Here is an 18,319-nt window from a genome sequence, read left to right on the forward strand (position 1 = left end):
GTGGCAGCGAAGTACTGGTGGCAGAAAGTCTCGAACCCGGACCAGCTCGTGCAGGCTGCGCAAGCGCCGGTCACCGATCAGCGCATCCGCACGGCGACCGCGATCCGGTACGCCGGAGCGTTCCCGGATGAACCCGAGATCGCTCAGGCTCTGGTGAACTCGGCCATGCCGAGCGCTCTGGCGCTGCGCGCGTTCCAGGGCTACTCGGCAAGCAAGCAGGTGGCCATAAAGGACATCGCGGCCGGGGCCGGGTACGGCACCAAGTCGCTGACCCCCGAGCTGGCGAAGGCCGACGAGGTCAAGACCGCGATCACCACGCCCGAGCCGAAGCCGGAAGAGGACTCCGGGGTGTGGGCGATGCTCGGCCGCGGGGTGAAGCAGGTGGCCAGCGCTACGGCGGCCGGGGTATCGGCCGTCGGCTCGGGCATCAAGACCGCTGGCGAAAGCCTGCTGGAGGGGCTGAACAAGATCGCCAGCCCGCTGACCGCTACCGCCCAGGCGGGCTACGCCACAGACAACGGGCTCGACAAGTTCTTGGACCGCACCGCGATGATGAACCGCGGTAACCCGCTCATGGCGGGTATCGGCGCGATCTCGGGCGTGGTCAACACCTTCGAGGGTGCCGGGAAGATCGCCGGGGTTTCCTCGGTCTCCTCACAGCAGCAGACCGACATGCGGTCGGCCGGGTACAACCCGGACAGCTTCACGAGCCGGTACGCCTACTACTTCCAGTCGATGGGCAACAAGCGCAGCCCGGTGTCCGACAACGCCGTCGAGAAGCTGAAGGCCGACACACGGTTCCGCCCTGTCGACGTGGACGCGGCCCGCGAGATCGTGTCGTCCGGCGCGCTGAACGACCTCGCCCGAGCGGGCGACTCGCTGTCCGCGCCCGCGCGAGACCTGCTCTCCCGCGCGGAGAAGGACCCGAACGCTGGCCTGCTGCTGCGCGCGATGGCCGACCACAGCCAGCTGACGTTCGGCGGCAACCTCGTCGAGATGTCCGTGCCCGAGAAGCGGGCGGGCGACTGGTTCGGCCAGGGCTCGACCTCGCGCACGATCGCCGCCGCGCTCGGCGACCTCGTCGGCTACTGGTACGTGGACCCGCTCGTGGTGGCTGGTGCTGGCGTCAAGGCGGTGCGCACGGCCAACGTGGTCACCGAGGCTGGCGCTGGCAACGCGCTCACCCGCCGCTGGGCGTACGGCGTGAACGCCCAGTCCATCGACGACGTCACCACCGCGATCAGGGCGACCGACGACGAGTTCCGGCCGGTCGGCGCTGTCGCCAACCGGTTCGACCAGGCTATGGAGAAGGCCGACCAGATCGTCCGCCTGAACCAGTCCGGCAAGGCTGAGGACGCGATCACCGCAGGCGCGGAGTACGCCGCCTGGACGAAGCAGTACCCGTCCATGCGGCCAGCGTTCGACACGCTGATCGGGATGCGCTCGGGCGCGATCGGCAAGCTGGCCATCCGGGAAGGCGACCGCGCGGCCGACGAGGCTGCCCGCGCCACCAAGGACGGCCGCAACATCTCCCCGTGGGTGATCGACGCGCCCGCCGACGGCAAGCCGCTGTGGACCCTCACCGACGACGCAGGCGAGACCCTGACGGGTGAGGCTCGTGCGCAGCAGCGCGCCAAGGTCGCCGACGAGATGTCGGCGTTCATCCTCGCCGAGGCGTACTCGTCCGGCCGGGAGCTGACCCACGGCCGCCTGCTCATGCCTGGCCAGCTGTCCCTGAACGGCGCGCTGCGCAACAAGCTCGGCAAGTTCGGTGTGGATCTGCTGATGCGTCGGGACAAGTCGGCGATGCGCCAGCTCGAAGAGACCAACTGGACCGTCGGCATTGACGACGGCGTGGGGGCCGACCTGCACGGCCGGTACGACCAGCTGCTGTCGCCTGCGGGGGCGGACTGGATGCGGCAGAACTACACCACGGGCATCTCCCACCTGTTCGCCCGCGGGTGGCGCGCGTTCGAGCGCACGTTCTCCGACAAGGTCATCAACCCGGTGGACCCGAACTCGTCCGTCGTGTTCGGACAGTTGGTGAGCCAGTTCATGCCGAAGCGCCAGGCGCAGATGGTGACGAGCCAGTTCGCCGCCGCGAACCCCGGCGAGCGGTACGCGATGCTGCGCAACACCGTCTCGGGCTTCCTGAACACGATGAACCTGCGCAACACCCCCGAAGCGCAGGAGCTGGTGGAGCAGCTGACCAAGGGCCTGATCCCCACCGACCGCGCGATCAACGGCTACAAGACCGGCGGCCACGAGTGGTACACCACCCCGGACAACAACAACATCCGGGTGGGTGAGTTCCGGCTGGCCGCGGGCGTGCACCCGTGGCAGATGTCCGAGGGCCTGAAGCTCCCGAACTGGCGAGAGGTCCGGTCGCTCGTTGACCGCGGCAAGGTGCTCAACGCCGTCACGGGGACGATCGGCCCGTGGGGCAACGCGCTGAACCAGGCATGGAAGGCCACCAAAACCACGAGCTGGGCGAACGCCGCCCGGCAGGGGATCGAGGGCTTCGCCTTCGCCGCCGTCCGCAACCCGGAGGCGGTGAAGGGCTACCGCGAGGCGCGGGCCGCGGTGAAGGCGGACATCCTGACTCGACGCGTCAACGACAACGACCTTGCCCGGCTGGCCAACAGCGCGAAGAACTTCAACGCCACGGACTTGGAGGTCTTGGAGCAGGCCCGCCGGTCGAACCCGGAGAAGTACGCGGCCACCATGCGGATCCTGCTCGGGCAGAACGGCTTCGACCGCACGCAGGCCGACGTGCTGACCCGGCTCTCCGAAGGCGTCGACCTGAACGGGCTGGCGTCGTCCAACACGTTCGGAGTGGCCCGCTTGGCGATGGCCGGGCCGATCGACTACGTCCGCAAGATCCGCGCCGAGCGCGCCCAGCGCAAGGGCGGCGACGTCACCGACTCCCCCATGTCTCGCTACCTGGATGAGGAAACCGCGGTGGCGTTCACGGAGAACGCCTTCAAGCAGCTTGGCTCGGCGGCCGACAACTACGTGACCTCCTCGGAGCGCATCGACCGGGCTGCTCGGCAGGAGGTGTTCTCGGCCGCGGGCCGCGGCTACACGCTGCGCCCGGCGAAGCTGGTCAACGCCTACAAGTGGCTGGGAGACAAGGGGAAGGTCAACCACCAGATTTGGTCGGCCGAGTTGGACAAGCGGTTCGGCGACACCACGAACAACTTGGCCATGAGGCTGATCGCCCAGCGGGCGCTGGACGAGTGGACCGAGGCTGCCCGGCCGAAGATGGTCGGCGAGTTCGCGTCCAACCTGGACGTCGTCACCTCGGAGAAGCTGGCCCGCGTGCTGTTCCACGAGCGGGTGGCCCCGCAGCTGGCCGAGCACCAGGAGATCCTGGACGCCGCTGCCGACGTGGCGAAGCTGATCGCCCAGCGAGACGCGCTGCACGGTCCGGGGCGCGCGAAGGTCACGGCCCAGCTGCGCAAGTACCGGGTCAAGGAGACCGACGAGACCACCGGCAAGGTGACGGTCCGGTTCGGCCCGAAGCAGGACGAGCTGGACCAGGCGCAGGCCGAGGTGACGCGCATCGCCGACGAGGCCTCGGTGGACCCGCTGCTCCAGGCCTCCCGGTACCGCACCGTGGACGGCTTGGTTCAGTACCTGTACGGCCAGCACGAGCTTGGCGCGACGATGCGCACCAGCTCGGCGCGGATGCAGTACCTCCCGAACGGCAAGCTGGCCAGCTCGGAGGCGGAACGCACGATGGCCGCTGGCCGGGCGGCGCAAACGGCGGTGGACGACCTCGTGCACCACATGGGCGGCACCCTGACCCGCGACGACGGCCGGACCATCGTGCGCTTCTCGGAGGAGTCCCGTCCGCTGCTGGAGAAGCTGGCCCGCGGCGAGAAGCCGACCCCGGACGACCTCGCCCGGCTCCCGCACGAGGTGTACCCGGAGGGCCTGGTGCACACCATGCAGGTACCGACCCTCGCGGGCTCGGGCTCGGCAGCGCAGAAGTTGGCCAACGCCTCCAGCCGCGCGTACGGCGCGATCGTGGCTAAGCCGCTGGCTCACATGGTCCTTCAGCCGCTGTACCTCGCGGAGCGCCGGGTGGCGTACGGCGAGGTGGAACCGCTGCTGGAGAAGCTGGTGGACCGCGGGCTCTCGCAGGGCCAGGCCGCGTACCTGCTGGAGTCGATGGCCAGCAACCGCGCCATCGCACGCACGTTCCTCTCCACGGACAACCCCGGCGAGAAGTCGGTGTTCTCCGAGCTGGGCGACAAGTTCCTGATGTTCCAGCGTGCGCAGGAGGACTTCGTGCGCCGGTTCATCGGCGCTGCCCAGGCCAACCCTGGCGCGCTCGGCCGCGCCAACCTGATGATGACCACCGCCCAGCACACGGGCGTGCTGCACAACGAGCCGATGCAGGACGAGCAGGGGAACACCGAGTACCGGCTGACGTTCACCTACCCCGGCTCGGCGCTCGCGCAGCGGGTGCTGATGGACGGCATGGTCGCGCTCGGCCTGGCCCCCGAAGAGGCTCTGCGTATCCCGCAGTTCGACGGGCTCAAGAGCCAGGTCCGGTTCATCAACCCCGGCGTGGCGAACCCGCTCCAGTTCTCGGCAAACCCGGTGTTCGGCTGGGCGATCGACGGCGCGGAAAAGGTGTGGCCCGCGGCGCAGATCGAGCTGGAGCGGTTGAAGCGCGGTATGAACGGCGGCGAGGACTTCGGCGGTGGGCAGTCGACGCTTCAGCTGCTGATGCCGTCCATGTTCCAGCGGTTCGTCCCGCTGATGCAGAAGGACGACGCTGACGGGCAGTTCGCTTCCGCGTTCCGGACGGCGACGATCTACGCAGAGGCCGCGGGCCAGCTGCCCGGCCCGGACGCCAGCCCGGAAGAGAAGGCTCGCGCGCTGGACGCCGTGAAGGCCACGGCGACGAACATCCTGATCATGCGGGCGTTCACCGGTACGTTCCTCCCGGCCAGCCCACAGAACGCCGACCCGAGCATCGGGGAGATGGACGTGCTCGGCCGCCTCCAGGAGCTACCGAACATCCGGGCCGAGTGGTTCCAGATCAAGGCCGAGATGGCGAAGAAGTACCCGGACAACTACAGCAGGGCCTTCGCCGAGGCTGGGGTGGAGTTCGCCCGCCGGTACCCCGGCGAGCTGCTGGTGAACCCCGGCGCGTTCGCCGTCGGCACGGTCGAACTGCTGGGCACCGGGGACAGCGGCGAAGCCGTCGGCGGGGTGCCGTACACCCTGGGCGGGACGCGCTGGCTGCTGGAAAACCTCGACTTCGTCAAGAACAACCCGACCATCGCCCTGGCGATGATGCCCCGCGACACCGCGACCGGCGACTTCAACAACGAGGCCTACAAGCTCCAACTGAAGGCCGAGCTGCGCAAGCACAAGGACTTGGAGTCGTTCTACCGGGACGTCACCCTGTCCGACGACGTCACCGAATACCGGATGACGACTCAGCGCTACTCGGAGGCAGCGAAGGCAAGCCCAGCGGCGGCCAAGTCCATCTACTCTAAAATGGAGGCTTGGCAGGACGGCTGGCGACGCACGCATCCGCTGGCGTCCGCAGAGCTGGACCGCCGCGCCGAACCGAACTTCGTGCACGCGGAGATGGCACCCGCGATCGAGCGTCTGGCCACCGGCCAAGCGAAGCTGCCCGAGTCCCTGGAGCCGTACCGCGCTGCGGTCTCGCAGATGTACCAGGACTGGGCGACCTACAGGAACCGTTACCTCGCGGTCGACTTCTTCAACAACGGTGAGCGGGCCAGCCTCAACAAGGCTTACCGCACCGCGGGCAAGCAAAAATGGCTGGGCACTCCACTGGAATCCCTGTGGAAGCTCATGGACGTCTACGAGGTGAGCTGATGGGCTTCACGTACGGTCCGGACGGCGTGATCATCACGTCCGGCGGCGGTGTCGGGACCGGGCTCTACGGTCACGTGCAGGGCGCGCTGGGCGCGGCCAACGACGCGGCCACGATCGCCGCACAGGTCGCCCAGATGAACACCACGGCGAAGCAGCTTCAGGCGCAGGGGGCTCCGAACCTGGGCCAGCAGGCCCAGCCGTCCACCTGGCAGGCCCCGGCCCCGTCGTTCACGCAGCAGCCCACCACCGTGCCGGGCCTGTGGGCACCGACGAAGTCCAGCGACACCAACGGGCTGGGCCTGCCGTACACCCCGAACGTTCCCACCCTGGGATCGGACTACCCGACCGGCGGGCTACCGCCCGGCATGGGCAAGAGCGGGTTGCCCACCATCACGGTGACGCGCGAAACCCAGGCGCAGAAGGAAGCCAACGACAAGGCCGAGCGGGACAACGCGTCGCAACAGGTCCAGTCGGTGATGGCCGCCCGCAAGGCGGACGACCTCTACAACACGACCATCAAGGGAATGTTGGACGAGATCCGCCGGGACCCGGCGAAGAACCCGGAGCTGGAAGCCGCGGCGCAGGCGCTGGCGCAGGAGTTCAAGACCTCGGTGTGGGGACGGACCTGGAGCCTGGACGAGGTCAACAACAACCCGCTGGTGCGGGAAATCAACAACATCTCGATCTGGTCCACCTACCGGCGCAAGGTCAGCGAGTGGCAGGCGGGGAAGAACAAGCTCGGCACCGAGACCTCGGATGCCGGAGACGGCTCGTTCGCCACGATGGTCACCGGCTCGTTCAGCCAGAAGACCGGCACCGGCAACGTCCCCGGTTTCATGGTGGCCCGCGACGAAAACGGGCTGCTGTACATCACCGACGTGGACACGTGGATCAACGGCCGGATGGCCGACATGAAGGCCGATCCGCAGCTGGCGGCAAGCACCATCACGGCTCTGGCGTCGATCCAGGCGTACGGCGGCGACTCCGCGGCGAACTCGGCCGCGGGCAGCCGGGTTGTCACCGACGAGAACGGCGACCCCGTCAAGGCGTTCATCAGCAACGAGGACTACACCGCCTTGAAAAACGTGGCCTTGCTGGCGATCAACTCCCAGGCGGCCGGGAACATGGAGACGCTGGAAGACTTCTTCGGCTCGCTGACCCAGCAGTCCCAGGAGATTTACAACGACCCGAACTGGGAGCCGCCGTCCAGCGGCTCCAGCGGAGGCAGCTACTACCGCGGGGGCGGGGGGTACGGCGGTGGCTACGGTGGTGGGGGTGGCGGCGGTACCGGCGCGGTCCGCTACGCCGACTCGGAAATGCTGGGCGCACAGGTAGACGCCATCTCGCGGCAGCGCATGGGCCGCGTCCTCTCCCCCGAGGAGAAGGCCGAGTTCGTGGCGTACTACCACATGCTGGAGGAGAACATGACCGCCGCGTACTACGCGGGGGCCTCCACAACCCAGCTCGACCCCGAGGGCCAGGCCGTGGCGTGGATGGAGTCCCGCTTCGCGCAGGAGCGCGGCGCGCACGCGTACGGCACGCTGGCCGCCCAGTTCATGAAGATGGTCGGCCAAGGTGGTTTCGCCGGGGCCCTGTCGGTGGGGAGTAACGCGTGACCGTTCCGGTTCAGGTGCGCACGGAGCCTCCGGACCCGGAGGACGTACGCGCCACATACGGCTTCGTGGCCCTGCTGGCCGAGGAGGTCCCCGAGATCGGGGACCTGATGCAGCAGGCCGTTGACGAGAACTGGACGGCCGACCGGTTCAGCATGGCGTTGGCCGCCACCGACTGGTGGCAGTCCACTCCGGATGGTCAGCGGCAGTGGCTGGTGAAGACGATCGCCGACCCGGCCACAGCCGAGCAGGCAATGCAGAACGGCGCACAGCAGGTGTACGCCTGGGCCAGCGCTACCGGCGTGCCCGTGCCGTCCGTCAAGCAGGCTCGGAAGCTGTGGCTGGAAACCCAGGTGAAGGGCATGGACGCCGCGATGGCGTCCGCGCACGTGGCTCGCTCGCTGCTGGCGGACAAGAACGTTCCGTTGGACGGGGTCGGCGGACAGCTCGGCAAGGCCATCAACGACATGTACGACATGTCGTTCCGGTACGGCTACATCCCGCCGGACCTCAATGACCAGATCCAGGCGCTGGCCCGGAACATCGTGGGCAACGGCTCGGTGGGCAACATCGAAGGCTGGCGCTCGAAGCTCACCGAGTACGCCGCCGCGAAGTACACGGCGTTCGCCGACCGCATCCGCGGGGGCGAGACCGTCATGGACGTCGCCCGGCCGTACATGGAGTCGTACGCACGCACGCTGGAGCTGAACCCCGCAGACCTCCAGCTGAACGACCGGCTGATCCAGGAGGCGCTGCAAGGCAACACGCAGGGGGCAGCCAAGTCGGTCTGGCAGTTCGAGCAGGACTTGCGCAAAGACGACCGTTGGGGCTTCACGGACAACGCCAAGGACTCGGCGGGCAAAACGCTGACGTCCATCGGCAAGGCCTTCGGGATGATCGGGTGACGACGTGACAACGCCAGCAGGGTTCGACAACGCCTGGACGATGATGCAGGCGGTGCTTCAGCAGTGGGGACTGGAGTCCTTGGGCTCCGTGGTCCGGGACATGCTGACCGCGGGCGACTCCGCGGACGTCGTGCCGCTGAAGTTGCGGCAGACCCAGCAGTACAAGGACCGCTTCTCGGGCAACCTGAAGCGTCTTGCCGCGGGCCTGCCCGCGCTGTCCGAGTCGGAGTACCTGGACACCGAGGCCACGTACAAGTCCATCGTGCGGCAGTACGTGGGAGCGGGGACCTACGACGGCAAGGACGAGTTGGACAAGTTTTTCGCTGCCAACGTCTCCCCGGCCGAGCTGAACGGCCGGATGCAGGAGCACGCGGAGTTCTACCAGGCGAAGCCACAGCGCGTGAAAGACGCGTGGGCCGCTGCCGGGTTCACCCCGGCCGACGCCATCAGGGTCACCCTGGACCCGACGATCACGGAGACCGACCTGAAGCGGCGCATGAGCGCCTTCTCCATCTCGGCCGAGGCGTTCAACGCGTACGGCAGCTACGACCTGGACCAGTCCCGCCTGCTCGATCTCGCGGACCGCGGGGTGGACGAGTCGGCCGCGCGCAAGGCCTTCACCGACGTTGCCTCCCGAGAAGAGGAGGACCGCCGCATCGGCGCACGCGCGGGGATCGAGCTGGACCGGACGACCCTGGAGAACGACGCGTTGGGCACGGACGCCGCGGCTACTCGCGCACGTCAGCAGGCCTACACCGAGGAAGAGGGGCGGTTCAAGACGAACTACCTCGGAACCCAGGCGGGGGCTCTTTCTCGCGATCAGGGGCGGTACTAAACGGCCTCTCTACAATAGTCAACACAAGCAGGGTTAACGGCCCTGCGCCCCGTGGGTGTAGCTCAGTCCGGTAGAGCATCGGTCTCCAAAACCGTGTGCCGCAGGTTCAAATCCTGTCACCCATGCTCCAGCGCCACGTGTCCGAGGTGGTTGCTGCGTAATCGAATCGGGCGTTTGCCAATCCCGTGCACCCACCCCTCGGTGTTACGGCGGGCTGTTCTGAGGGTGAGAAGGAACATCATGGGCGAGTTCGACGGCAACTCCAGCGAAGCCAACAAGAACGAGGGTAGCGACGGCTCCAGCCTCCGCGCCTTCGCCGAGGCTCAGGCCAAGGAGAACGCCGAGCTGAAGGCCAGGCTTGCGACCGCAGAAGCGACGATCGCCGCGCAGAGCTTCAGGTCCATCTGGGACGGTCTCGACGTGACCGTGCCGGAGAAGGTCAGGAAGTTCTACACGGGCGACCCCGACGCCGACGCCGTGAAGAAGTGGGTCGAGGAGAACCAGGACGCCTTCCGGTTCGAGCCGAAGACCCCGACCGACGGCGACAGCGCAGGAGACCAGTCGGCCAACGCGGACGCGGCAGCGCAGCAGGCAGCGGTGAACGCCGCGACCAGCCTCGGTAGCGCTGCCGGAAACGGCGGCTACGCCGCGCAGCTCGCCCAGATGAAGAACGCCCGTCCCACCTCGCAGGCGGAGCTGAACGCAGCCCTGGCTTTCTTGCCGGACTGATCTGACGTTCCCTGCCTGCTCGTCACAGAGAGCTGGCAATGGCAGACACCAACACCACCACCTGGACCGACCTGGTGGAGACCGCACTGGACCTCTCGTGCGAGACCTACCTGAAGAACCAGGTCATGTTCAGGGCGCTTGTGGACAAGCGCCCCGCGAAGCAGGCGCACCCCGGCGACGTCGTCACCCTCACCATCCAGAAGCAGCTGGCCGCGGCCAGCACGCCGCTGGACGAGGCGACCGACGTGACCGCGGTCGCGATGCCCGCGCCGCGGCGCGTGACCGTCACCCTCGCCGAGTACGGCAACACGGTGCGGTACACCAACAAGTTGAACAAGCTCGCGTTCACGAAGTCCGTCGCGACGGATATCGCCCAAGAAGTTGGCGAGAACATGAACGAGAGCCTGGACGTCATCTACCGCACGGTGCTCGACGCGGGCGCGAACAAGCTGTGGCAGCACACCAACGGCAGCTTCGCCACCACGGACCAGACCACGAACACCGGTGTGCTGAAGGCGACCAGCGTCGCCGCGTCCGTCTCGCTGCTCAAGCGGCGCAGGGCGGCGAAGAAGGTCGGGGCCTACTACCTGGCCCACATCCACCCGGACGTCTCCTATGACCTCCGCTTGGAGACCGGCACCACGGCGTGGATGAACCCCCACAACTACGTCGACACCGCGGAAATCTACGCGGGCGAGATCGGCGCGTTCCACGGCGCTCGGTTCGTGGAGAACGACCGCTGCTCTCAGGTCACGTCGGGTGTCGTCCAGTACAACACCTACGTGCTGGGAATGCAGGCCATCGCCGAGGCGGTGGCCGAGGAGCCGCACACGGTGGTCGGCCCGCAGACCGACTCCCTGAAGAGGTTCCAGCCGGTCGGCTGGTACGCGCTGCTCGGTACCTCGCTGTACCGACAGAACGCTCTCCAGATCATCCGCTCCAGCGCTTCGCTGTCGGGTGTCGGCGGGGCTCCGGACTACTCGGCCTGATCTAGGCGGTGATCCACATCTCGATGTCGCCCCCGCCCTTCGGGGTGGGGGCTTCGTCGTAGGAGGCCCTGATGCCCACGTGGCGTTTGATCCCGCCGTCCACCACCTACCGCTACCCGGTCCGCGGCTCGCTCGTGCAAGAGCTGGTGGTGGAGCAGCACGTGGCCGGGAACGACGTCGAGCTGTCGACGTACCCCGACGGGACAGAGATCCCCGAGGCCGCCACCCATGTGTGGCTCGGTGGCCACATCAACACCACCACCGACCCCGCTGTCCGGGATCTGTGGATCGCCAACGGTTTCGACGCACAGGAGCTGTCACCATGAGCTGCCGATCCGGCTGCCCCACCCAGGACCACGAGTCGTGGGGCGCGTGCCTGCGCGCGGCGGCGCTCCAGCTGGCCCCGGCCATCATGGAGATTCCCGGCCGCAGGCACTGGGATGCCGAGCTGCGCGAGTACGGCGAGGCTCGACGGCAGGGCATCCAGCCGAGGGGCACGCGCATGGCGCAGGTCCGCGCGGCGGTGCAGGCGGCTGGCGCGTGACCACCCTGGACCAAATGGTGGAGCGCGTGCGCTCCAACCTCAACCAGAACACCACGACCTTCCCGCAGGTCGGGACGTTCAAGGGGTGGGTGCTGAACGGCTCGAACAAGGTGGGCGTGCAGCTGGCGGACATCGACGTCGCCGACAAGCTCAACCACGTGATCGTGGAGCTGGGCCACGAGTTGGTGTACGTCACCAGCTACGACCCGACGACCGGCGCGGCCACCTGTCCGCCGTGGTTCCGGCAGCGCATGGGGTCCCCGGCGAACGACGCCTTCCCGCCGGACAGCATGGTCACGATCGATCCGCGGTGGACGTGGTGGTCGGTCGCGCAGGCGGTGGTGGCTGGGATCTCGGCCTGCCAGCCGGACTTGTTCGCGGTGAAGACGACCACGCTGACCACCGACGTCACGGTGCGCCGCTACCTGCTGCCCGCGGACGTCGAGAACATCTTGTCCCTGAAGGTCCGGCTGCCGGGCTCGGAGGATCGGGAGCTGCCGGTCAAGCGGTACAGCCTGGACACGAAGGCGGCCGACGGCAACCGGTACCTGCACATGGCTCCGGTAGGCATGTCGGGCCTGCCCGTGTACGTGACCTACCGCGCGGACCCCGCACCGCTGTCCCCGTCGAACCCTGCGGGCACGTGGGCGTCGACCGGGCTCCCGGCCACCGCTGAGGACATCCCGGTCCTATGGGCGACGGCCACCCTGCTGCCCGCGGCTGAGGCTGCGCGCACCCAGACGGCGTCGATCGAGCAGTCCGACCGGGCGAGGTTCATCCAGACCGGTTCGGCCACCTCGGTTGCCCGCGTGTGGACGCAGCAGTTCCAGGCCCGCCTGGCCCAGGAGCGCCACGCACTGCTGGACACCTTCAGTGCTCGGCCGCACTTCGAGATGAACGGGTGAGGACCCGATGACGCAGTACTTCTACTCGAACACGTCGTCTGTGGCACAGACCTCGGGCGGCATCAACTCGTCTGCCCCCGGCGTCACCCTCTCGAACTTCTCGGGCTTCCCGACCTCGTACCCGTTCTGGGCCATCCTGGACCGTGGCACGGTCAAGGCGGAGATCGTCATCGTGACCTCGGTGGCGGGCTCGGTGGCCACCATCACCCGCGGCCAGGACGGCACGCTGGCCAGCGACCACAACGCGGGTGCGACTTTCGAGCACATCATTCCGGCCAGCCTGGCGAACCGGGCTGAGGCGCACATGGAGGCCACGACCGGCGTGCACGGCGTGTCCGGCTCGATCGTCGGCACCACGGGCGCACAGACCATCACGGGCAAGTCGTACCGCGGGGGCTACCGGCACCTGTACTCCGAGGACGTGTCCGCGTTGGCGGCCGGGTTCGAGGTGGAGGCGACGTCCGCTCTGGCGCGCGACGGCTTCAAGCACACCAACACGGGCGGCGACGACGCACGACGCGGCTTCCTGCTGACCCAGTCAGGCACAGACCGCTTCGAGGCGTTCAACGACGGGTCCCTAAGGGTCACCCCGAACTCGGGCAGCACGCGGCCGGGTGTGGAGTCTCGGGCCGCTGCGGCGAAGTCAGCTCTGCGGGTCGGCAACGCCGATGCTGCCAACGCCAACGTGTTTAACGTCAACGGCAACGGCAACACCACCGTGGGTGGCACGCTCGGTGTGACCGGCGCACTGGCTGCTTCAGCGGCGGCCACGGTCGGCGGGACGTTGGGCGTGACCGGAGCAACCACTCTGGCCGGGCTGACTGCGGGGGCGACCTCGGTCGGCACGCTCGACGCCAGCGGCGCAGCGAACCTGGCGTCCACCCTCGGGGTCACCGGCACCTCCAGCATGGCCGGGGACGTGACGCTGCCGCTGCCTGGCGCGGGCACATCCACCCGCCTGACGGTGAACGCGCGGACCGGCGGCGCGGTGCTCCGCGGCAACAACCAGGCTGGCACGCAGACGACGCTGATCAAGGAGACCGGCGAAGCTGCTTTTGCCGCAACAGTCTTCGGCTACAACTCGACCAGCCCCCTGGTCCCGACCGTCCCGAACACCGCGGCCGTGACCTCCCCGGTTGCGGGAATGCTGATCTTCGACCAGTCGGACAAGCTGTTCAAGCAGTGGAACACGCTCACGTGGATCACGGTCGGCGGACTGAACAACGCCACCTCGGGCCAGGTCGAGTACGTCCGAACCACCACGCAGTCCATCCCCAATGCGGCGATGACGAAGCTCCAGTTCGCTACGTCGGCGCAGACGGACACGAGCATCGTCACGGTGTCCGGCACGGGCAACACGGACTTCACGTTGGTGCGCGGTGGGGTCTACGCGATCTCGGTCAACGCACCGTGGGCGTCGAGCGACGGCACGGGCACGCGGTGGCTGGTCATTGGCAAGGCCTCGGACGACACGGTCCGGTACCGCACCACCAACCTGTCCGGCGAGGGCGGCGGGGCGAAGCACCTTGAGGCCAATCTGGGCGCGGGCCGCCGCTTCGCCGCGGGCGACGTCATCTCGGCGTACGTGTTCCAGGACAAGACCTCGGGCGCGCTGAACATGGCACCGTCCACGTCCACCGGGCCCATGACGATCGAGATTCGTTGGTTGGGGCCGTGATGCTGAACTCCAACGTCCTGCCCGGCGGTGTCCCGCCGATCGTCCTTTCCGGACAGATCACCGCGCTGGTGGAGTCCGGCTTGGCCCACGACTTCCTGATCGACGGTGTGCCGTTCCGGCTGTGGCCGGATGGCGACAACCCGTACCTGCGGGACATCAAGGCCGACCAGAAAGAGCAGTTCGACACGAGCCCCGAGGCGGGAGAGCAGTCGTTCGGCAACTGGTGGTTGCGCTCGCAGGGCTCGATGCACGGCGGTGCCGGGCAGAAGTACCTGGACTCGGGCGAACCGCAGGTGGCTCGCATCCGGTTCGAGTCGAGCCGGTACGTCTACCCGTGGGAGCCGGGCGAACTCACCCTGGCGGGCACGCTGTCGCTGTCCAATCTCGGCCGACGTCGGGCCGAGCAGGTCACCTGGTCCGGCGTGCAGAAGCTGGCGTTGGCCAGCTCGACCAACCACCAGGTGCAGATCGTGAACCTGCCCGGCATGGGTGGCTCGGTGACGGTGTCGTGCGGGTCCACGGGCGTGGTGCAGGACATCGCCACCGACGGGGCCAGCATCTTCGTCGCGGTCAACGACCGCGTGTACAAGATCGATCCGACCGGCACGGCAACCCAGATCGCCACGCTGACGTTCTCAGGCACGGTGTCGCTCGGGTACGCGAAGCAGCGGCTGATCGTGTCCAGCGGGCCGAAGCTGTACGACGTCGACCCGAACGGGCTCACGCCGTCGCCCGCGGTGAAGTACACCCACCCGAACGCCAGCTGGAACTACACGTCGATCGCCGAGGGCCCGAACGCCATTTACTTGGTTGGCCGGGCCGGGCCGTTCTCGGATGTGTCGTCCATGACCATCACCGACTCGGGCTCGGGCATCACGCTGGGCACGCCGATCGTCCAGCTTCAGGCCCCGCGCGGTGAGCTGTTCAACTCGATCATGTTCTACCTGAACGACCGCTTCGTGCTGGCCACCAGCCAGGGCATCCGGGCCGGGCTGTTCACCCCGTACGGCCAGCCGCAGTACGGGGCGCTGATGGCCTCGGGCAACCCCACCTACTCCATCGGCGCGTCCGGCTCCCTGGTCTACGTGGGCGGGAAGAACAGCGTGTGGTGGGTGGACCTGGCCACCCAGATCGACAACGCGGGCAGGTACGCCTACGCGCTGTACGCAGACGGGCTGAACGGCGTCGACCCCACTGACACGGTCACGGACATCACGGTCTACCCGGACAGCACGAGCGGCCATGACCTGCTGTTCGGCGCGATGGCCTCGGGCCAGGTGATCACCCAGACCAGCTTCACCCCGAGCACCGCGGGCACGCTCACCACCAGCTGGTTCCGCTTCGGCACCGTCGAGCCGAAGCAGCCCGCCTACCTGCGGATCGAAGGCACGTTCCCCGTCATCGCCGGGGTGACCAACCCGCTGACCATCTCGGTGGAGTCCGACGACGGCACGAGCGTGACGTTCCCGATCGAAGGCGGGTCGCCGAGCTACGAGTTCGGCCTGTTCGGGCTGGCGGCCAGCCAGGCGTTCCGGCTCACGGTGACGCTGCGGGACGACGCGGTGGGTCATGGCGTGCAGCTGCGCAGTTGGCAGATGAAGGCGCTCCCAACACCGCGCCAGTACCGAGAGCTGATCTTGCCCTTCATGTGCTTCGACTCGGAGACCGACTACCGCGGCAAGGCCCAGGGCTACAAGGGCTTCTGCTGGGACCGGCTCCGGGAGCTGGAGACCGCGGCCGAGGAGAACCGCGTGGTGACCGTGAAGGACAAGCTGACCAGCACCAGCTTCCAGGCCGTCATCCGGCGGTGCCAGTTCTCGCAGACCTCGAACCCGACCGTGAAGGACGTCGTCGGCGGCCGGGTCAACCTGATCCTAAGGCTGGTGTGAGCCATGTCCGACCCGGTGGTGATCGGTATCCGCGAGGTCTACGACGAGGTGGTGAAGCTCCGCGGCCGGTTCGACGAGTCGACCACCAAGGACGCGGTCAGGGCCGCCCTGCTGGAGGCGCGGGTGGACCGCATGGAGCGTGAGCGCGCGGACGAACGCGCGGAACGCGAGAAGGAACGGGCGGCCGAAGTCGCCCGCCGCTGGGCCGTGTACGTGGCCCTCATTGGCGCGCTCGTGGCGGTCGTCATGGGCGTCTTGCAGATCGTGACGAAGTGAAGGAGTTCGACATGTCCGACGTGTCCAAGCGGTGGGCCGACCTCGGCGAGCGTGCCGGGTGGACCCTGCTCCAGGCCGGGTTCGGCGTGGAGGTCGTGGCGCTGCTCGACCTGCCCGCGTGGGCGGCCGTGCCGCTGGCGGGCGCGCTGGCGGGCGTGAAGGCGGCGCTCGCGCAGCGGTTCGGCAACGGCACCGGGGCCACCCTCCCGGCCAGCGTGGAGCCCGTCTTCCTCGGCTGATTCTCGCTGCCCCAGGAATGCACAGAGCCCCCGGCTTCGGCCGGGGGCTCTGTGTCTGTTCACGTGTCGATCAGGTATTCCAGGGAATCGATCCCCTGCACTGTTCCGCCAGGTCCGACGGTGCCCGGAGCGAAGAACTTCCGGGCCTCCTCTCGGCAGCTGTCGCACAAAAGGATCTCGGTCGTCGTGACGAAGTCCACGAACTTCGCAGGCTTAGCGCCTTCGTTGCCGTCGCCACGGTCGCATAGCACCTTTTGAACGTACTCAACCGGCATGTTCAGCGACCACCTTCAGCTCCACCACGTCAGCCTTCTGCGGCCACAGTCTACGCCCGGCCATCGCGTTGTCCCGCCGAACGCGGTCGGGGGTTTCACCCCAGTACTTGTACGACGTTTGCACGTTGGCGTGGCCGTACTGGGCCATCACGATGTAGTCGGCCTCCGGTATGCCCGCATCCCGCAGCGCCTCCCTCAGGTCTCGCCCGCCGGAACGGCGCAAGGTGTGGCAGCCCACGCCATGCAGCCCTTCGTCGGTCAAGTCGGGAAGCAGAGCCTTCACCCGCCTTTTGACGACGGGCCCCAGCAACGCGCGCTTGTCCACGGGGGAATAGGACCACCGGTCCACCACCAACGATCTGCCCCGCGGCACGGCCATGCGACGAGGAATGAGGTACCAGTTGTTCTGGAGCGGCCCGCACAACCGCTCGTACTCTGGCAGCCACCGGTCCAGCTCGTCAGCGAATTCACCGAGGATCGGAATGCGGTCGATCTTCTCCTCAGGCGTCGCCCGCTTCCCCTTGGTGCGGACGATCGTGATCTTGTTGGACTCCAGGTTCATGTTCGACAGCCGGATCTTCAGCAATTCCTGCTCGCGGCACAGCGTGTAGCGCAGGGCGGCCAAGCAGAAGCGGACGTAGGCGTCGGGTGCCTGCTCGAACAGGACGTCCATTTGCGTGCGGTCGAGGTAGAGCTTCGCCTTCGGCTCCCCCTGACGCTTGTCCATGTCGACCGCAGCGCTGGCCGACCAGAAGTCTCGTCCGGCCCCCCACTTCAGGAACGCACAGATGATCGACATGTACGAGTTCCAGGAGTTGGGCGCAAGCCGGTCGGCCAATCCCTCCGGCCCGATGAGGTAGTCCTCAACTTCCCAGGCCTTCAGCGTTCGGGGTGACTTGTGACTAGCGTCACGCCACCGCGCGAACTGGCCCAACACGGATTCCTGGTGCAACAACGTCCGCTTGGCGCGGATGACTCGCTGACGTTGCAGGTAGGCATCCACATGCCCTGACATGGTGGTCTTCACAACAACAACCCTACTTCCACGTGTTGTTGTTGGGTAGAGCTAAGTTGAAATTTACTTCTCGTGGTACATCCCGTTGCGCAGGAACGTGAACGGGATGCCGGAGGCCCGGACCAGCTCCTCGGTGGCGCGGTGCACCGCGGCGAGGCCGAGCGGGGACGTGGGGGCGTCGATGACGCTGCTGTAGACGAGGTGGCCCACACCCGCCTCCTGCGCGACGCGGACGGCGTTGGCCTGCTTGGTGATCCGGGCCTCGTCGGGGCCGTCGGTGGAGATGAGCAGCAGCCGGTCGACGCCGACGAAGTCGAGCGTCTCGGGGTGGTCGAAGTCGCCCCGGCGGACGTCGACGCCCCGCGCGGCGAGCGCCGCGGCCTTCGCGGGGTCCCGCACGGAGACGGCGAGGTCGCTCGCGGGCACGCGCCGGAGGAGGTGGTCGACGGTCAGCGCGCCGAGGTGGCCGGTGGCTCCGGTGATCAAGGTCGTCATGCGGACGACGCTAGGAGTCATCCTGCGGATTCGTAAGTACCCACTATTTACTCCGATACTGTCC

16 protein-coding genes and 1 tRNA gene are annotated in these 18,319 nt (G+C 67.8%); 14 read left to right on the forward strand and 3 right to left on the reverse strand.

Annotated elements, in window-relative coordinates; all coding sequences use genetic code 11:
- From ACFWW9_RS08100 to ACFWW9_RS08165, 14 genes are all read left to right on the forward strand, one after another.
- Positions 1-5,868, forward strand: a complete 5,868-nt coding sequence (locus ACFWW9_RS08100) for a hypothetical protein (RefSeq protein WP_390373117.1) — start codon at positions 1-3, stop codon at positions 5,866-5,868.
- Positions 5,868-7,484, forward strand: coding sequence for a hypothetical protein (locus tag ACFWW9_RS08105; protein WP_390373120.1), 1,617 nt, complete (start codon positions 5,868-5,870; stop codon positions 7,482-7,484). The genes ACFWW9_RS08100 and ACFWW9_RS08105 overlap by 1 nt, the downstream gene beginning before the upstream one ends.
- A complete protein-coding gene (locus tag ACFWW9_RS08110; RefSeq protein WP_390373123.1) occupies positions 7,481-8,386 on the forward strand; it encodes a hypothetical protein in 906 nt (301 codons plus the stop codon). The genes ACFWW9_RS08105 and ACFWW9_RS08110 overlap by 4 nt, the downstream gene beginning before the upstream one ends.
- A gap of 4 nt (positions 8,387-8,390) precedes the next feature.
- Complete coding sequence (locus ACFWW9_RS08115) at positions 8,391-9,221, forward strand: hypothetical protein (protein ID WP_390373125.1); 831 nt, start codon at positions 8,391-8,393, stop codon at positions 9,219-9,221.
- 51 nt (positions 9,222-9,272) lie between these two features.
- Positions 9,273-9,346 (forward strand) — tRNA-Trp (locus tag ACFWW9_RS08120).
- A gap of 115 nt (positions 9,347-9,461) precedes the next feature.
- Positions 9,462-9,950, forward strand: a complete 489-nt coding sequence (locus tag ACFWW9_RS08125; RefSeq protein ID WP_390373128.1) for a hypothetical protein — start codon at positions 9,462-9,464, stop codon at positions 9,948-9,950.
- A gap of 38 nt (positions 9,951-9,988) precedes the next feature.
- Positions 9,989-10,939: a N4-gp56 family major capsid protein gene (locus tag ACFWW9_RS08130; protein ID WP_390373131.1), complete on the forward strand. Its 951-nt coding sequence runs from the start codon at positions 9,989-9,991 to the stop codon at positions 10,937-10,939.
- A gap of 71 nt (positions 10,940-11,010) precedes the next feature.
- Entirely contained in the window at positions 11,011-11,265 is a 255-nt protein-coding gene (locus ACFWW9_RS08135) for a hypothetical protein (RefSeq protein ID WP_390373134.1), read from the forward strand.
- The gene (locus ACFWW9_RS08140) at positions 11,262-11,483 is read left to right on the forward strand and encodes a hypothetical protein (RefSeq protein WP_390373137.1); all 222 of its coding nucleotides are present in this window, start codon (positions 11,262-11,264) and stop codon (positions 11,481-11,483) included. Before ACFWW9_RS08135 ends, ACFWW9_RS08140 begins: the two co-directional genes overlap by 4 nt.
- 14 nt (positions 11,484-11,497) lie before the next feature.
- Complete coding sequence (locus ACFWW9_RS08145; RefSeq protein WP_390373139.1) at positions 11,498-12,388, forward strand: hypothetical protein; 891 nt, start codon at positions 11,498-11,500, stop codon at positions 12,386-12,388.
- Positions 12,389-12,395: 7 nt separating this feature from the next.
- A complete protein-coding gene (locus ACFWW9_RS08150; RefSeq protein ID WP_390373142.1) occupies positions 12,396-14,066 on the forward strand; it encodes a hypothetical protein in 1,671 nt (556 codons plus the stop codon).
- Complete coding sequence (locus tag ACFWW9_RS08155; RefSeq protein ID WP_390373145.1) at positions 14,066-15,955, forward strand: hypothetical protein; 1,890 nt, start codon at positions 14,066-14,068, stop codon at positions 15,953-15,955. The genes ACFWW9_RS08150 and ACFWW9_RS08155 overlap by 1 nt, the downstream gene beginning before the upstream one ends.
- Before the next feature lie 3 nt (positions 15,956-15,958).
- Entirely contained in the window at positions 15,959-16,231 is a 273-nt protein-coding gene (locus tag ACFWW9_RS08160; RefSeq protein ID WP_390373148.1) for a hypothetical protein, read from the forward strand.
- Between the two features lie 11 nt (positions 16,232-16,242).
- Positions 16,243-16,470: a hypothetical protein gene (locus tag ACFWW9_RS08165; RefSeq protein WP_390373151.1), complete on the forward strand. Its 228-nt coding sequence runs from the start codon at positions 16,243-16,245 to the stop codon at positions 16,468-16,470.
- A 59-nt stretch (positions 16,471-16,529) separates the two neighbouring features.
- Here the strand turns inward: ACFWW9_RS08165 and ACFWW9_RS08170 are convergent, their stop codons facing one another.
- The 3 genes from ACFWW9_RS08170 to ACFWW9_RS08180 are packed head-to-tail and all read right to left on the reverse strand — an operon-like array spanning position 16,530 to position 18,255.
- Positions 16,530-16,745, reverse strand: a complete 216-nt coding sequence (locus ACFWW9_RS08170; protein ID WP_390373153.1) for a hypothetical protein — start codon at positions 16,743-16,745, stop codon at positions 16,530-16,532.
- Entirely contained in the window at positions 16,735-17,772 is a 1,038-nt protein-coding gene (locus ACFWW9_RS08175) for a tyrosine-type recombinase/integrase (RefSeq protein ID WP_390373156.1), read from the reverse strand. Before ACFWW9_RS08175 ends, ACFWW9_RS08170 begins: the two co-directional genes overlap by 11 nt.
- A gap of 51 nt (positions 17,773-17,823) precedes the next feature.
- On the reverse strand, positions 17,824-18,255 hold the full coding sequence (locus ACFWW9_RS08180) for an NmrA family NAD(P)-binding protein (RefSeq protein ID WP_390373159.1): 432 nt from the start codon (positions 18,253-18,255) through the stop codon (positions 17,824-17,826).
- Between the last annotated feature and the right edge of the window lie 64 nt (positions 18,256-18,319).

This window comes from Umezawaea sp. NPDC059074 (assembly GCF_042738955.1).
Lineage (GTDB): Bacteria > Actinomycetota > Actinomycetes > Mycobacteriales > Pseudonocardiaceae > Umezawaea.

Coding starts and splice junctions, on each gene's coding strand:
- ACFWW9_RS08180 (WP_390373159.1), bottom strand. CDS start 18,255: ATGACGACCTTGATCACCGGAGCCACCGGCCACCTCGGCGCGCTGACC.
- ACFWW9_RS08145 (WP_390373139.1), top strand. CDS start 11,498: ATGGTGGAGCGCGTGCGCTCCAACCTCAACCAGAACACCACGACCTTC.
- ACFWW9_RS08135 (WP_390373134.1), top strand. CDS start 11,011: ATGCCCACGTGGCGTTTGATCCCGCCGTCCACCACCTACCGCTACCCG.
- ACFWW9_RS08165 (WP_390373151.1), top strand. CDS start 16,243: ATGTCCGACGTGTCCAAGCGGTGGGCCGACCTCGGCGAGCGTGCCGGG.
- ACFWW9_RS08130 (WP_390373131.1), top strand. CDS start 9,989: ATGGCAGACACCAACACCACCACCTGGACCGACCTGGTGGAGACCGCA.
- ACFWW9_RS08155 (WP_390373145.1), top strand. CDS start 14,066: ATGCTGAACTCCAACGTCCTGCCCGGCGGTGTCCCGCCGATCGTCCTT.
- ACFWW9_RS08160 (WP_390373148.1), top strand. CDS start 15,959: ATGTCCGACCCGGTGGTGATCGGTATCCGCGAGGTCTACGACGAGGTG.
- ACFWW9_RS08150 (WP_390373142.1), top strand. CDS start 12,396: ATGACGCAGTACTTCTACTCGAACACGTCGTCTGTGGCACAGACCTCG.
- ACFWW9_RS08105 (WP_390373120.1), top strand. CDS start 5,868: ATGGGCTTCACGTACGGTCCGGACGGCGTGATCATCACGTCCGGCGGC.
- ACFWW9_RS08125 (WP_390373128.1), top strand. CDS start 9,462: ATGGGCGAGTTCGACGGCAACTCCAGCGAAGCCAACAAGAACGAGGGT.
- ACFWW9_RS08170 (WP_390373153.1), bottom strand. CDS start 16,745: ATGCCGGTTGAGTACGTTCAAAAGGTGCTATGCGACCGTGGCGACGGC.
- ACFWW9_RS08140 (WP_390373137.1), top strand. CDS start 11,262: ATGAGCTGCCGATCCGGCTGCCCCACCCAGGACCACGAGTCGTGGGGC.